Here is a 14,989-nt window from a genome sequence, read left to right on the forward strand (position 1 = left end):
GCTACCTTGTTCCAAAGACAGCAGATTTTTAGTTAACGCTCTTGATGTCCTTTATGGCAAACGGAACATGGAACATCTGCGGTTTTCAATGCGGAATGCTGAGGATTTGAAGTACTAAGCCTTTCTTTTCCTCCATGGCATCCGATGCATTTGTTGTAATCGGCGAATGGCATTTGAGAATGACATCCTTCACAACTCAGGCCTTTGAGCTGGTGATTCTGTGCAACAGGTGCAGCAAACGCACATACAGCAAAAGCCAAAGAGGAAAGACAGGAACCTAGTTTAAAAAAATTCATAGCGCACTCCTAATCCGGAATGACAACCATGTTGCGGTTAATGTCTTTGATGGTTTGTGCCCCCGTCAATACCATAGCAACAGCTAATTCATTCTTGATCTTGTTTGCAAACAGAGCTACACCATCAGCCAATCCGCCATGAGCTGCTCTAACAAAGTGACGACCTGCCAAAGTACATTGAGCACCCAAACCAAGATATTTTTCAACATCGGTACCACGGGCAAGCGTTCCGTCAACCATAATGAAGCAGCGACCATTCACAACATCAGCAATCTTTGGAAGAACTGCAGCGGTTCCCGGGGTGTCAGCAAGTGTTCTGCCGCCGTGGTTAGAAACTACGATACCGGCTGCACCAGCTTTGACACACAACTCTGCTTCATCCGGAGTCATAATGCCTTTGAAGAGCAACGGAAGCTTGGAAGCTTTAACAAGTTCTTTAAGTTGTTCAAATGTTTTCGGTTCAACGGTCTGACCTTTTGTTGCACGAGCTGCACGGCCTGCGCTGTCCAAATCAATAGTCAAAGCGATAATTCCGGCCTGTTCAGCCAATCTCATTCTTTCGATGATATCTTTCTGCAGTCTTGGCTTTAATCCGACAATGGCTTTGTAGCCGTGTTCTTTCAAAGTTTGAAGACGTTTTTCGTAGACATCCAGCGGATCGCCGATTCCGTCAGCAACAGCACCCAATGTACCGGCTTGGTTGCATCCGCCGCAAATAGCATTCACAAATTCCGCTTCAGTTAACTTTCCGCCCATGTTATAGGTTGTACCTCCTGTCGGAGCTGCGATAACCGGCATGGAAATTTTGGTACCGAAAAAGTCAATGGAGGTATCTGGAACATGAACACCGTGTACAACACGTGAATTCAATTGAACAGCGGCCAAAGAATCGTAGTTAGCTTGGAATCCGCGGGAAGCTCCCATACCTCCGAAACCCGGTACTTGGCCTACGCAAGGTCCTCTGCCGTTGCATTCCGGACAGACATAGCAACGCGGGATCATCATTTCACGTGCACGATTACGAACTTCTTCATAAGTCATCTTTCCGGTCAGTGGACGGATCTGAGAAGTCTTTTCTTGAGCTGCCGCGACAGTACCTACTCCTGCCAGAGCGGATGTTGCAAGAGAAGCTACAGAACCTTTGAGGATAGTACGACGTGTAATAAAAACGTTTTTTTCTTCCATAATGTTCTCCTTGGTTATGAACGATGTAATAATAAATTAAAACATATTATGAAGTAAAGTACATATTTACCATTATTACACAGGAATATTTTGTTCATACAAAATGAATTTATTAAAAAATTTCCCTAACAAAATCCTGTTATTAAACATCTGATTCCAAAGTTATGAAGTAAAATACATTTCTCTCCTGTGAGGTTTCTGCAAATGACTCCTATCAAAGTAAGACTTAATTTCTCCTTGTTTAAGAAAGAACCAAATTCAAAATTAGTTTTAAGCAATCCTCTTTTAGACTTACTTGACGCTGTTAAGCGCACGGGCTCATTAACCGCAGCTTCTAAAGAATTAGGCTACTCATATCGTCATCTCTGGAATGAAGTCAAAGAATGGGAGAAAGAGCTTGGAGCTGATCTCTTGGTCAGTGGAAGAGGAAAGAACGGAGAATTAACGCCTTTTGCAGAAAGACTTCTATGGGCGAATAAAGAGGTTCAAGCCAAATATCACAAACAGCTTTTAGATTTGAAGGCAGGGATAGCGCAAACATTCTCCAGAGCCATCAAGGAAACCTGGAATCCAATCCAGATTTCCGGCTGTCCGGATATGGCAATAGACATTCTCCGCCAGATCGCCGTTGACAAAGGAGAAGACCTGGAAGTTAATTTCAGTTCCAGTCTTGAGGGGCTGAAAAGCTTGAATAATCATGAGTGCGATATTGCCGGTTTTAACTTTCCTCTTTCCTCCGGAAAGGACAGTCAAGCATGCAAAATCTTTTCGCCTTATCTGAACCCTGAGAGCATGGCCGTAATTACGTTTGCAACTCGTCTCCAAGGGCTCGCCGTACCAAAAGGCAACCCCAAAAAGATCTATTCCATCATGGATATTGCCTTCAAAAAAGCTAAATTTATCAACCGCAAGGAAGGAACCGGTACGCGCCTTCTCTTTGACAAGCTTTTACAGGCCTCAGGCCTTTCCTCCTCTGACATCTGCGGATATGATAATTACTCGGCATCGACGTCCATGTCGGCAGTTGCCATTGCTTCGAGCAGAGCTGATGCCGGAATCTGTACTGCCAATGTCGCAGAAGAGTTCCACTTGGATTTCATTCCGTTAGCAAAGGAAATCTATTACCTTGCCTGCAAAAAAGAGTTCTTAGCCTCTCAAAAAGGAACAGATTTCTTATCCTTCTTAAAAGGCATTGATTGGGAGCCATACTCGAAGCAGCTGCAGGGCTATGACTTTTCCCACGTCGGAGAAATTCTCAGTCCGGAAGAAATTTTTCAATAAGCTTTCAACAAAAACAGAAAACTTATATTTCGCTCGGACATAATTCCGAGCTTTAGAATCACTAGATCCAGATGTTGAAATTCCTCTCTCATAGGCAAGTGCTACTAGGTTTTACCCGCAGTTAGACCAATCATTACCCCAAATAATGATAAAACTTAGATAAAGTCTTTCAGTATTTACTATCCCGTGGAAATGGGGGTAAGTAATAGCCCAATTAGGAGTGAACAAATGACTGTAGATTCGGGGCTGGATATTGGCTGTCTAAGAATATTTCTCGAGACCGCAAAAGACTGCAACATGAGTCGAGCCGCACAGACGCTCGGTGTCTCTCAACCTGCGGTCTCTGCCTCTATCAAAAAAATTGAAACCATACTTGGTACCAGTGTTTTTGATAGGAATACCCGCCCTATTCAACTAACCACAGCGGGACGAATGCTGTGGAATCGAGGCTCATATCTTTTAGAACAATTTGATTGCCTCACCCCATCAATTAAAAGCTCCCTTGTCTGCCATAAGGTTGATTTGAGAATGGGATGCTCAGACTGCATGAGCTTTGCCCTGAGCCCCAGTCTTATGAATGCTGCCTTAGAATTCACCAAGAATCTAAGCGTTAAAACCGGAAGCACCCCTACCATTTCACAGATGCTTTCCTGCAACCAGATTGATATTGCATTGGCCTCCGATTCAATGATTGGAGTAGAAAACGTTCAAGCTCTCCCGCTATTGACTGAAGAATTTCTCTTTGTGGTTCCTAAAGATATACTTGCGTGCCCAAGTCCTTGTTACAAAGAAATTTACGAAAAACTGTCACATCTTCCTTACCTGCGGTTTGGCAAAGAAACTTTCGATTTTGTTCAGTCCGAGAGAATTTATCGGGGACTTCATTTTAAAGATGTGCAGCGCATCGAAGTTGATACAAACAAAGCCATGATGTCCCTCATTTCCAACAGAAGAGGATGGTGCATTTTGCCGCCGTTGAGCATATGGATGGGAAAAGAATTTTCTAACAAAGTCAGCTTTTTTAAATTCAATGTAGAAGCTACCCGTCGTTACTTTGTTCTCTATCAGTCACATGGATATGCGTCAATCGCAGAAAGAATCAGAAAGGTTTCCATAGAACTTTTCAAAAAAGAAATTTTTCCTCAAATTGCTAAAGAGTGGCCCGAATTGTTACGGCATATCCATCTGCATGATGATTGCACCAGCTGAGCCGGCAACAATCACGCATACTTAATCAATGGGACAGGAGATGGATGAATGATGATAGACCCGGAACAATTTTGTCCATCTTTGGCATGAGGTTATCCTGAATAGCCTTCTTTGCCGCTGCATGCACCACAGTTCTCATCCGATTGCTCGCCCCGCTCTTTCCTATAATCCAGGACTGCCTTCTCATCTGACGCCCAGGTATGGTGAAAAAGTCCACATCTTGAACGAAGTTACTGGAAGTCCATAAATTTGTGGGTGTAACAATAGACCATCCATCAAGCTCCGCCACCAAACCCACTAAAAGATAACTTGTGGAGACAGCGGTCTGGACTTTTGCATGCATTCCGATTGAGCGGAGAATTCTGTCGACTTGAATTCTGTCGGAACTTTGTTTGTTGTATTCAATCAAAGGATGAGTAAGAGCAAACTGTTGGAACTCATTTAGCGTTGAAAATTTTCCTCTTCCTTTCTTTACGATGACTAAAAAGTCCTCTTCCAACAAATCCAGCCTCTCGAAACTATTGTTTTCGAAAAGTCCCTCAGGGGAAAGAAGGATATCGATTTTGTCTGCTTGAAGAGCTCTGCTCATTGGATAAGTTAAGCCGGACTGAACTTCCAGCTCATGAGTTTTACCTTTTAAATCGCTAATCAGCCATGGTCCGTAGGATCCAGCTGCAGATTCACTTAGGCCGAGGCGTAAAGAACTTAAGTTTTTGCCTTCATCTTGGATTTCATCGTACAAAGATTCCGAAAGCCGCATCAGCTCCTGGCCTTGAGAATAAAGGCGACGCCCTGGCGCGGTAAGAGTCATCGGACGAGAATCTCGTTCAAATAATTTAACTTTTAAATGTTCTTCTAAGGCTTTAATGCTCTGGCTGATAGCCGAAGGTGTCTGATTCAACCGATGGGCTGCTTCTTTCAAGTACCGAACTTCTGAAACTATTAAAAAGACTCTTAACAAATCAGTTTCAATCCATTTTTTTTCAGTCATAAGCGGAGCCAAGTTAAGAAAAACTGAATCTTCTTTATTGTATTTCTCATTTTAATCGACCGGTAAGAAGAGTTCTGACAGAATCATATTCAAGAAAGATTTTTATGCTTACTCTCTCGAATCCAATGGAGAAAATAAATGACGAATTTCAGAACTGAAAGAGATTGCCTCGGTGAAATGCAGATCCCCGATAGCGACTACTACGGCATCCAGACGCACCGCATGGAAAAAGTTTCCGGCTGTGCAGGCCTCCCTGTCATTTTCTATCCCGACATGCATTATGCGTTAGCTCAGATCAAGAAAGCTGCAGCCAAAGCAAACGGCCGTATTGGTGCAATGCCTCAAGAAGTTGCAGACGCAATCGCCCAGGCCTGTGACGAAGTTTTAACAGGAAAGTATAACGATCAATTCCCGCTTGATATGTGGCAAGGCGGCGGCTATACCTGCGTTAACATGAACGTTAATGAAGTTGTCGGCAACCGTGCAAACGAAATCCTTACAGGCGAAAAAGGCACATCCAAGGTTCACCCGAATACGCATGTGAACATGGGACAGTCCACAAATGACACCATTCCTTCTGCCACACACCTTGGAATGATCGGCCGTGTAGACAAAATGATCTGCGAACTGACCAAGCTTGCAACATCCTTCAGAAACAAACAGGAAGAATTCAAAGATATCGTTAAAGTCGGCCGCACATGCTGGCAAGACGCGCTTCCTTTAACCCTCGGTCAAGAATTCGGCGGATTTGCATCCGTTACAGAACGCTTGGTTAGAAAACTCCAACATCTCCGTCCGGGTTGCTTCGAAATCGTTATGGGCGGAAGTGCTGTTGGGACAGGATTCAGCGCTGCACCAGGCTACAAAGAAGCTATCTATGAAGAGCTAACCAAACAATACGGTGAAAAAGTTTCTCCGATGGAAGATCTCTTCGACGGATTCCAAAATCCTGACTTTATCGTAGAAATGTCCGGTGCTGTCAAAGAAGTTGCCATGACCTTGTCTAAGATCTGCAAAGACTTACGTCTTATGAGCTCTGGGCCAAGATCGGGTTTCATGGAAATCCAACTACCGGCCCTTTCTCCTGGATCTTCCATTATGCCGGGTAAGATCAATCCGACAGTTCCGGAAATGGTTATTCAGATTTCTCACCAGGTTGTCGGCAATGATGTTGCTATAGCGATGGCTTACGATGAAGGCGAACTTGACCTTAATGTTTGGGATGCGACATTCTACAAATGCTTATTCGAAAGCTTCCAATTAGTCAACTCTGAAATTGAAATCTTGCGTGTTCATTGTGTAGACGGTATTAAAGCCAACGCTGCAAGATGCGCCCAAGAAGCTAACTCTTCTATCGCCCTATCAACCGTTGTTGCTACGGCTTTGGGCTATCCGATGGGCGTAAAAGTTGCTCACTATTGTGAAGCTAACAATAAGACAGTTAAGGAAGCCGTTATTGAAATGGGTCTGATGACTGAAGAAGAAGCGCAGAAGTTGGTTGATCCAATGCTGATGACAAATCCTCATGCAATGGCACCCGTCGTTGACGCCTTCAAGAAAGAAAAGCACGCTATTTAATTTTTAGGAAAACTCCTTTCTTCCTGTTTTTTATGCCAGCTTTTTGAAATCCATAAAAAAGCTCAAGCCTCGGTCCTGAAGCCTGAGGCTCTTTTTTTTTTCTTTGTCTCACTCTGCAAATAAATACTCGCTTGAAATCCAAGGAATTATCGGACAAAGTTCGGCTTTAATCTTCTCTTGCATAAGATAGATAAGAAGGTTCTTCACGGTCCCCAACAATTCTTTGTCAAAGCTATTTCTAGAGACTAAAAAGACTTTCCTCCGTGATATCGGAGAGGGTGCTTTTACTATGGTTACCTCTTCCAAACCAACCAATGACGAAACAGCATAGGGCTGAACGAGTCCCCAACCCAAACCGGCCTTTACGAATTTCAAGATCATATTGGTATCCTCCACTTTATAGCGCGTGGAGAACCGAAGAGAGAGACGATCAAAAAACGTTGAGATTATTCTGTTGTTTGCAGTATTTTTCCCATACTGAACGAACGGGAGTTCCAGTTTGCTTAACACTTGCCAAGTTAGAGGAGAAGGAACTTCAAAGCCTCTAGGGAAAATAAGTACCCATGGCTCTTCAAATAAAAAATCCCAGGCAAGAGAATCGTCAGAAAGTACTGGAGAGGAAAGAACCCCGAGTTCTATCTCACGGTTAAGGAGGGCGAAGAAAAGACGATCCGAGGGACCGGTTTTGATTTCCAACTCATTGATGTCCTGAGACAACCCCTTGGCCACATCCGCACCTATGAAAGAACCTACAGATTCCAACATTCCAAGTTTCAAAAAAGGTTTTGTCTGACCTTTGTTTTTTAGCTGATGTAAAAGGGCACCTAACTCTTGTGTACCTTTTTCTAAACCAGCAAGTAATAGCCTTCCTTCATGCGTCAGTCGTAACGGACGAGCGTCTCTTTCAAAAAGTCTGAAGCCCAGTTTCGTTTCAAAGCTTTTAATCGACTGAGAAATTGACGACTGAGAGACATGAAGACGCTGTGCAGTGGAAGAAAAAGAGTGAGAGCTTGCCGCTTCAAGAAAAATTGCAGCATTCCTTGTTAAAAGAGAATCCTCTAAGAGCGAATCATTTTCCATAGCCATCATAAGTAAACGCTAATACTATTAATTAAATTAATCACTTCTAATTCACAAATTCATTATAAATAACTACACTTTTTTCATAATCCTCATTTTTCAAGGAACTAAGAATGCCGAAAGTAATTCACAATCTTCCTATTACTGGCATTGCCAGCTTTGCTAAATATCCCATCTGTACCGATCTTGACCAAATCGACGACGCCGACATGGTTGTCATGGGAATTCCTTACGACATGGGTGCTCCTTACCTGAGCGGTGCTAAGTTCGGGCCAAGAAGAATCCGTGAAGTATCTTGTCATTACGGCCGTGGTCCCGCAGGTTTCTGGGATCCGGAAAGAATGGAGCAATATTTAGAAGCACCGGTCAAAGTAGTTGATGCCGGAGACGTTGATATGGATCCGATGGATTTCCACAAGAGCTTTGAAAACGTCACAGAAGCTGTCAGGAAGATCGTTTCTAAAGGTGCAATTCCTGTCATGATGGGCGGAGACCACTCTGTTACCATCCCTCAAGCCATGGCAATGGACATGTACGATGACATTTGCATCGTGCAATTTGATGCGCACTTGGACTTCGGAAAAAGAACTTGGACGAACGGAAGTCCAATGAGAATGATTTCCGAGATGCCACATTTCACAAAGATGTGCCAAATCGGCATGAGAGGTCTAGGCAGCAATACCCGAGAAGACTTTCAAGCCGCTTATGCCTATGGTTCTGTTGTTATTCCTTCTCGTAAAGCATTAGAACTCGGAGCACAGGAAGTCATCAAGATGATTCCGGAAGCCAAGAATTATTTTGTGACCATTGACATTGACGGATACGACATGAGCACCGCCCCTGGTGTTGGCTCTCCTTCTCCAGGAGGCTTGAACTACAACTTTGTCACCGATGTTCTTGAAGGCATCGCCAAGAAAGGCAACGTTATCGGCTTTGACTTAGTTGAAGTTGCTCCTCAATATGATCCGACAGGCATCACTCCAAGACTGGGAGCTATGACCATGTTGGCTTTCATGGGCTTCATCATGAAAGAAAGAGAAAAGAAAGGCTTACTGAAAAACAAAAAAGCTGAATAACTTTTCTTCTTAACAAAAGCACAGAGCGGTTGAAAGCCGCTCTTTTCTTTTTTAGGGCTTCTCCTAGGAAAAGTCTTCTCTAGACAAAGAGAACCATTCCATTATCATGGAAAGAACAACTAGAAAAAACGATAATCCTAAGGAACAAGCATGAACTTAACTTATCTTTGGCTCATCTGTGCCATATCCTTGGCATGCGCTGATTTGCTTCTCGGAACGGCTTATCTTCTTATCCTCGGCATCGCAGCCGCTCTGGCTTTTCTGGTTTCTCTTTTTACAGACTCTTTCACAGCTCAAGCTTGGGGATTTGTTCTATTTTCAGTCATCGGTGTACTTTTCTACAGCCTCCGGAGGAAGAGCTCATTAAAGCAGACAATCAATTCCGAAAAGCTTCAGAATATTAATGAAGGACAGCTTGTAGAAGTCCATTATTGGGATAAGTACGGCAGAACTAAAGTCTTTTACCGAGGGTCTCACTGGGAAGCCGTCCCTCTCAAAGGGAACCTTCCAACTCCGGGCGTATGGGAAATAATCGGCATGACCGGAAACACACTAATCATCAAATTTATCAATAACAAATAAGGAGAACTTGAATGGAAGCAGAAAATGTTGTGTTATTGGAGTGGGGGGCTCTCATTCCGGTTTTAATTATCTTTGCCGTCATTTTTATCTACAAATCCGTGAAGGTAGTTCCCCAACAAGATGCTTGGGTCGTAGAACGCTTTGGAAAATTTAATGCCGTTTTGCAACCGGGTCTGAATTTCATCATCCCTTTAATTGACAAAATCGCTTACCGTCACTCCCTTAAAGAAATTCCTTTAGATACCTCGAGCCAAATCTGCATTACCAAAGACAACACTCAACTTCAAGTCGATGGAGTGCTCTATTTTCAAGTCACAAACCCTGAGCTGGCCAGCTATGGAACATCAGACTATGTGATGGCGATTACCCAGCTAGCTCAAACTTCTTTAAGAAGTGTTATTGGAACCATGTCTTTGGATAAGACATTTGAAGAACGTGATGAAATTAACGCGCGAGTCGTACAGGCAGTAGATGAAGCAGCTCAAACGTGGGGCGTTAAAGTCTTAAGATATGAAATCAAAGACCTAACACCGCCAAAAGAAATTCTTAGAGCCATGCAGCTTCAGATTACCGCTGAAAGGGAAAAACGTGCGGTCGTAGCGGCATCAGAAGGCCAAAAACAAAAGGAAATCAATATTGCGGAAGGCAATCGTGCCGCTTTAATCGCACAATCGGAAGGTGAAATGCAAGCTGCAATTAATAAAGCGGAAGGAGAGGCCAGAGCCATCGAAGCAGTTGCCAAAGCACAAGCTGAAGCCATCCGTGTAGTGGCCGACTCAATTGCCCAGCCAAGCGGCATAGCTGCCGTTAACCTTCAAGTAGCGGAAAAATACGTAGAAGCCTTTGGAAATGTCGCTAAAACCAACAATACCATGCTTCTGCCTGCTAACTTTGCCGACATGGGCTCAATGATTGCCACTGCCATGACTATCGTCAAAGAAACCAAAGCTCAACAGTAATTTCTTCCTTCCTTGGATGAGAGAAGTTTTAAGACCAACTTCTCCATCCAATTTTTCTTCTAAATTTCCGTTGGCAATTCGTGGACAATCTCGTTTTTATCTTTCTCTTCCAGAGCACTGAAAAGTTTTAATGCGTAAACAACTCCGCCGACAAGGCAGGCCATTCCAACCACAAGAGAGACCGGAGGAAGCTTCCACTCATAGACATGGGCCCATACCACAGAAAAAATAGTTTCGAAAACCAGCATCTGACCAACGAGAGCTGTCGGAACTCTTTGGCTCATAGCATTCCAGAGTGCCGTTGCTACAAAAGAACACATGACACCGGCAAAAAGACTCCATCCTACGAAGTCGACCGGCTGAGGGCCTAAGAACTGGGGCATATCGCCCTTCAGATACCATACCAGTACATATAAAACCAGCCCGAAAGGAAGCAGAAGACTGCACTGCATGCTTGTGAAAAACACCGGGCTAACTTTCGGATGTTCTAACAGCCAATCCGCGTTTTTGATAGGGTACCAAGTCCAAGCAACCGTTGATGCAATTGCAAAAGCGGTTCCGATGGCAAAATTCACCGCGCTATTTCCTGAAGAAAAGGACTCAACTAGGCCGTTATAGTTAGAAAAGGCCAATCCGAGAAGAATCAAGCCGAGCGGGAGAACTAACTGAGAATTAGGCAGGTAACGTTTGCCTTTTTTCCGGTCTCTTTCGTTAGCAATAATAGCGACCAGCACAGGAATTAAGCCAAAGAAAGTTGCTGCAAGAGGTACACCTGCATACTGAATCGCTGTAAACAGGAACCACGGCTGAATAAGGTTGCCAATCATTGTCAGCACAAAAGCGAACTTCCAATCTTTGAAACTGATCTTAGAAAGGTACGCCTTTTGGATCCAAAGTCCGAGTAACGCAGTCAGCCCCATAACTATGGCTCTTGCAATAGAAATATATAAAGTGTCATAGCCCGGAAGGACAATCGGGAGCAAGTAAGTAAGGCCCCACAGAGCACAAGCAAGGAGGCCAAATCCAACACCTAACAGCATTTTTTATATTCTCCGAAGGAGATACCACTGTACTATTGTTCAGCTGCTTAGGTGTCCCTTATTTAAAAATTTAAGGAAGTTCAATAAATAATTTTTATGCTTTGGCTACTTGAAGGACTGTTTTAAGAACTCTGCTAGTCTGCCTCGAAAAGGTGAATTGTTGTCTGAAAAAACTCCAAGGTAACTCTTTCCCGGGACGTCCCAAACTTCAGCTTGTTCAGGCAGCACTGCCGATAGCAACGCCTGCTCCGTTTTTCTAACGAAGTCATCTTTCTGAGGTTTAACAACCACTAACGGACATTGAATCGTTGGAAGTACTTCCATCGGCTCCAATGCGTCGGATTTAAGTAATTTAGAAATCACATCCCCAACAACGGGCCCGTACCTCTCTTTGAGCCAACCTTTTCTGGTCGCATAGATAGACTCAACAACCAACGCTTTCACTTCGCTTGGATGAGCGGCAGCAAAACGAAGGGCGGCATCTGCGCCTACGCCTTGGCCCAGAACAGCCAAACGATTCATGCAGTATTTTTCTAGATTTCCCGGAACCTCATTTATGGCTTTCCAAGCAGTTTCCCCGTCTGCGGCAATACCGGCAAGAGTCGTTGAACCTTGACTATGGCCGATACCGCGATAATCAAAGAGACCTACTGCATATCCTTCCAATGCCAAATAAGCGACTTGCTGCAAGTTGTAGGACATGTTGAATTGCCCCGAATGGAAAAAAAGAACAAAACCTCTGCAAGACTGCCCTTTAGATAACCTTGGCTGAAGAACTTGATAGCAAACCGACTCTTTATCTGAAATGGATGCCTCACCATACTCAGCTGTTAACCCGTAATGCTGAGCGCTCCAATAAGGGAGCGATGTTCCTCGGAAAAACATGCTCTCAGTCATATCAGATAAAAAACTCATTCTCTTCTCCGATGAGGAAATTTTTGGGAAAGTCTTTTCAGTTTAATCTTTTGGCTTACAAATGTGCCTAAGGTATATCCATGACCTTTGGTTCTTTAACCGAGGTAGCAGGACTTCCTCGGCCTCTCAAAAATGAACTATATGTTTAGACTCTTTGTAGTCTGTTTTTATTATGAAGTATAGTTATAGTTAGTAGTCTTTTTAATTCTAAAAAGAAAACCTTTCGTACTTAAGTTTAAAGTTTAGAAAACAAACTATCTTAGGTTCAACGTCATGCGATTAGAGAAAGATTCTTTAGGAACGCTTGAGGTTCCTGACAACGCTTATTACGGCATTCAAACTGTCAGATGCGCAGCCAATCACAACGTCACCAATCACACTTTCTGCGAACTTCCACGAATCCAGAGAGCCCTTGCAGAGATAAAGAAAGCTTGTGCAATAACTAATCAACAAATTGGTGCCTTAGAGAAAGCTAAGGCGGAAGTCATCGTTCAAGCTTGTGATGAAATTATTGCCGGTAAATTCCAAGATCAGTTTCCAATCAATGTTTGGCGCTCACACGGAACAGGGGCCAACATGAATGTCAATGAAATCATTGCTAATAGAGCCAATGAAATATTGACTGGCCACAAGGGCTATGAAGAAGTCCATCCCAACACTCATGTGAATATGTGTCAGTCCTCCAACGATGTCTATCCGACCGTACAGTCCATTGTTCTATACAGACAGATTGGCGAGGCCCTAGAATCCGTCCAGCTGTTGGAAGACGCGTTAGGTCACAAAGCTAAAGAATTCAAAAACATCGTAAGGCTCGGTCGGACCTGTTTACAAGATGCCGTACCCAATACTTTCGGTCAAGTTTTTGGCGGTTGGCAGCACATGATTCATCGCTTGAAGAACAGACTTGCTGACTATCGCGATGAGTACACGAGTGTAGTTTTAGGCGCAACAGTCCTCGGTACAGGAATGGGCCAAATGCCCGGCTATTCCGAACATATTATGGACAACCTCTCCCAGGTATTAGGTTGGAAAGTTCAGTGGCCTTCATGGGACGAGGAAGTCATTCAGGACAGTGCGGCTTTTGACGGTATGCAAAACTGTGACCATTCACTTGTCCTCGCAGGTCTGTTGAAAGCTCTTTGCTGTGCGGCAGGAAGAATTTCTAAAGATCTCTGTATCCTTTCATCAGGTCCGAAACACGGTTTCGGAGAAATCAATCTTCCCCAAAAAGCAGACGAGGATTATTCCTCGGTGCCTCAGCTCATGTTCGAAATTATGCAGCAGTCCATTATTACCGATCAGGCTGCTACTTTAACAGTCAATGAAAATGACAGTGATGAAGCCATCACAGACAGTCCAAGCTTCATGGGTCTAATGGAAACATTGGACAACATTACGGAGGGCTTCAAAATCTTCGCAGAAGATTGTATTTCCGGCATCACAGTAAATGAAGAAAAAGTAAATACGAATGCAGAAATGTCAACATCTTTGGCCACGATGGTCAGCGCATTGTTCGGATATCAGGTCGGTACCAGAATTGCTCATCGTGCTTGGAATGAAGGCATCTCTTGTCGAGAGGCTGCTTTGGAAGAAAATCTTCTGACTCAAGAGCAAGCAAACGATCTATTCGATATTCAAAAACTGACCGACAGAGAGGCGTTAGTACAGATGTTTGCCAAATACGGCTCCTTGAGAAACATTAAGTAAGTTGAGGCACAAAATGAAAAACCTTACCAGCTCAATTACATGGTCCGCTTACCCTGAATATCCTCGTGCCATACTCTCCATCCTTCAGGTAATTGGAACCGCAAAATCCAAAATCGGACTCGTTTCTGAAGACACCTCTCGAGCAATTGAAGAAGCTATTCAAGAGGTTATGCAGAATTCATTTGATTGGAAGATCTTAGGAGTTTCTGATCTTTCTTTGACAAAGAAAATCCTTGAAGACGTCATATCCAAAATTCCGGAAAATTTACAGCATGAGGCCAGAGAGGCCTTAACTGCGGGATATTCTCCCTATGCGCTTTTCTTAACTGCCAAAGAGTGTGTCATTCTTCGAGAACTTCGGCTTTTGCTTGACTCAACAACCAATCTAAAAAAGACGCTTTTACAAAAAGCCGAAGTCTTTTCAGGAGAATGCACATGTGCCAGAGACCACTTGAGGGATGCAGATGAAATTAATTTCTCCAGCGTATTCGAGGTATTCGAGCAAGGTATTTCCGAACAAGCCGAACTTATTGGCTGCTCACTTAGCCGCTGGAATATTAATTATTTAACCTCTTACAGACCTGGTTTAGAGGAGGCTCCGACAAACATATCGGGATTCCAACCGGCTCTGGGACAAGAACTGGAAAAACAGTTTGATCTTAAATTAGACAATCTGCCGGGACACTTAGATTTCTTGAACTTTGGAGTAAAACTGCTTAACTCGCACGCTCTGCTGCAAGGCCTCTCCACGCAGGTTTGGAGAATTGCAAACGACCTCAGAATTCGAGCTTCCGGTCCTAGAGGCGGCTTGAGTGAAATAACACTTCCGGCAGTTGCCCCCGGTTCTTCCATCATGCCCGGAAAGCTGAATCCAGTTATTGCAGAAATGATTTACGGAACATGTGATCAAGTGGATGCAGATCACGCCGGCATCAGCATGTCTCTCAAATCAGGATGGCTAGAGACAGCTTCTACCTCCTCTCTCTCTCTAAAAGCTTACCTTCAAAGCGTTGAACTATTAAGGCGTTCCATTGACTGCTTTACCAACCTATGCATTAGCGGCGTGGAAATTAACAAAAAGGCTTAGTTT

At 43.7% G+C, this 14,989-nt stretch carries 14 protein-coding genes; 8 read left to right on the forward strand and 6 right to left on the reverse strand.

The features are described from left to right. Positions 1-32: 32 nt before the first annotated feature. Positions 33-296, reverse strand: coding sequence for a cytochrome c3 family protein (locus RDK53_RS01135; protein ID WP_308512897.1), 264 nt, complete (start codon positions 294-296; stop codon positions 33-35). Positions 297-305: 9 nt separating this feature from the next. Continuing rightward, positions 306-1,481, reverse strand: a complete 1,176-nt coding sequence (locus tag RDK53_RS01140) for an alpha-hydroxy-acid oxidizing protein (RefSeq protein WP_308512898.1) — start codon at positions 1,479-1,481, stop codon at positions 306-308. Between the two features lie 204 nt (positions 1,482-1,685). Between RDK53_RS01140 and RDK53_RS01145 the strand changes: the two genes are divergently transcribed. Together RDK53_RS01145 and RDK53_RS01150 are read left to right on the forward strand one after the other, a co-directional pair. After that, on the forward strand, positions 1,686-2,762 hold the full coding sequence (locus RDK53_RS01145) for a substrate-binding domain-containing protein (protein WP_308512899.1): 1,077 nt from the start codon (positions 1,686-1,688) through the stop codon (positions 2,760-2,762). A gap of 228 nt (positions 2,763-2,990) precedes the next feature. After that, positions 2,991-3,971: a LysR family transcriptional regulator gene (locus RDK53_RS01150; protein ID WP_308512900.1), complete on the forward strand. Its 981-nt coding sequence runs from the start codon at positions 2,991-2,993 to the stop codon at positions 3,969-3,971. 25 nt (positions 3,972-3,996) lie between these two features. On the opposite strand, the gene RDK53_RS01155 is transcribed toward RDK53_RS01150, so the two are convergent. Next, positions 3,997-4,962, reverse strand: a complete 966-nt coding sequence (locus RDK53_RS01155) for a LysR family transcriptional regulator (protein WP_308512901.1) — start codon at positions 4,960-4,962, stop codon at positions 3,997-3,999. Positions 4,963-5,100: 138 nt separating this feature from the next. On the opposite strand from RDK53_RS01155, the gene RDK53_RS01160 reads away from it, so the two are divergent. Then, positions 5,101-6,540, forward strand: coding sequence for an aspartate ammonia-lyase (locus RDK53_RS01160; RefSeq protein ID WP_308512902.1), 1,440 nt, complete (start codon positions 5,101-5,103; stop codon positions 6,538-6,540). A gap of 108 nt (positions 6,541-6,648) precedes the next feature. Here RDK53_RS01160 and RDK53_RS01165 read toward each other — a convergent pair whose 3' ends face one another. Then, positions 6,649-7,620, reverse strand: coding sequence for a LysR family transcriptional regulator (locus RDK53_RS01165; protein ID WP_308512903.1), 972 nt, complete (start codon positions 7,618-7,620; stop codon positions 6,649-6,651). A gap of 113 nt (positions 7,621-7,733) precedes the next feature. Here RDK53_RS01165 and RDK53_RS01170 point away from each other — a divergent pair, with 113 nt between their 5' ends. The 3 genes from RDK53_RS01170 to RDK53_RS01180 all read left to right on the forward strand — a co-directional run bounded on the left by RDK53_RS01170 (position 7,734) and on the right by RDK53_RS01180 (position 10,237). Then, entirely contained in the window at positions 7,734-8,696 is a 963-nt protein-coding gene (locus RDK53_RS01170) for an agmatinase (protein WP_066594415.1), read from the forward strand. Between the two features lie 150 nt (positions 8,697-8,846). After that, positions 8,847-9,278 (forward strand): NfeD family protein, encoded by a 432-nt coding sequence (locus RDK53_RS01175; protein WP_066594417.1) that lies wholly within the window; start codon positions 8,847-8,849, stop codon positions 9,276-9,278. An 11-nt stretch (positions 9,279-9,289) separates the two neighbouring features. After that, positions 9,290-10,237 (forward strand): SPFH domain-containing protein, encoded by a 948-nt coding sequence (locus tag RDK53_RS01180; protein WP_308512904.1) that lies wholly within the window; start codon positions 9,290-9,292, stop codon positions 10,235-10,237. Positions 10,238-10,296: 59 nt separating this feature from the next. Here RDK53_RS01180 and RDK53_RS01185 read toward each other — a convergent pair whose 3' ends face one another. Beyond that, positions 10,297-11,277, reverse strand: a complete 981-nt coding sequence (locus RDK53_RS01185; protein ID WP_308512905.1) for a DMT family transporter — start codon at positions 11,275-11,277, stop codon at positions 10,297-10,299. A gap of 105 nt (positions 11,278-11,382) precedes the next feature. Beyond that, complete coding sequence (locus RDK53_RS01190) at positions 11,383-12,192, reverse strand: alpha/beta hydrolase (protein ID WP_308512906.1); 810 nt, start codon at positions 12,190-12,192, stop codon at positions 11,383-11,385. 273 nt (positions 12,193-12,465) lie between these two features. On the opposite strand from RDK53_RS01190, the gene RDK53_RS01195 reads away from it, so the two are divergent. Both RDK53_RS01195 and RDK53_RS01200 read left to right on the forward strand, forming a co-directional pair. Beyond that, positions 12,466-13,899 carry a lyase family protein gene (locus RDK53_RS01195; protein WP_308512907.1) on the forward strand — a complete coding sequence of 478 codons (1,434 nt, stop codon included), beginning with the start codon at positions 12,466-12,468 and terminating at the stop codon, positions 13,897-13,899. A 13-nt stretch (positions 13,900-13,912) separates the two neighbouring features. Further along, positions 13,913-14,986, forward strand: coding sequence for a lyase family protein (locus RDK53_RS01200; protein WP_308512908.1), 1,074 nt, complete (start codon positions 13,913-13,915; stop codon positions 14,984-14,986). The last annotated feature ends 3 nt before the right edge of the window (positions 14,987-14,989 follow it).

This window comes from uncultured Turicimonas sp., assembly GCF_902477955.1.
In the GTDB taxonomy this organism is placed as follows: Bacteria; Pseudomonadota; Gammaproteobacteria; order Burkholderiales; family Burkholderiaceae_F; genus Turicimonas.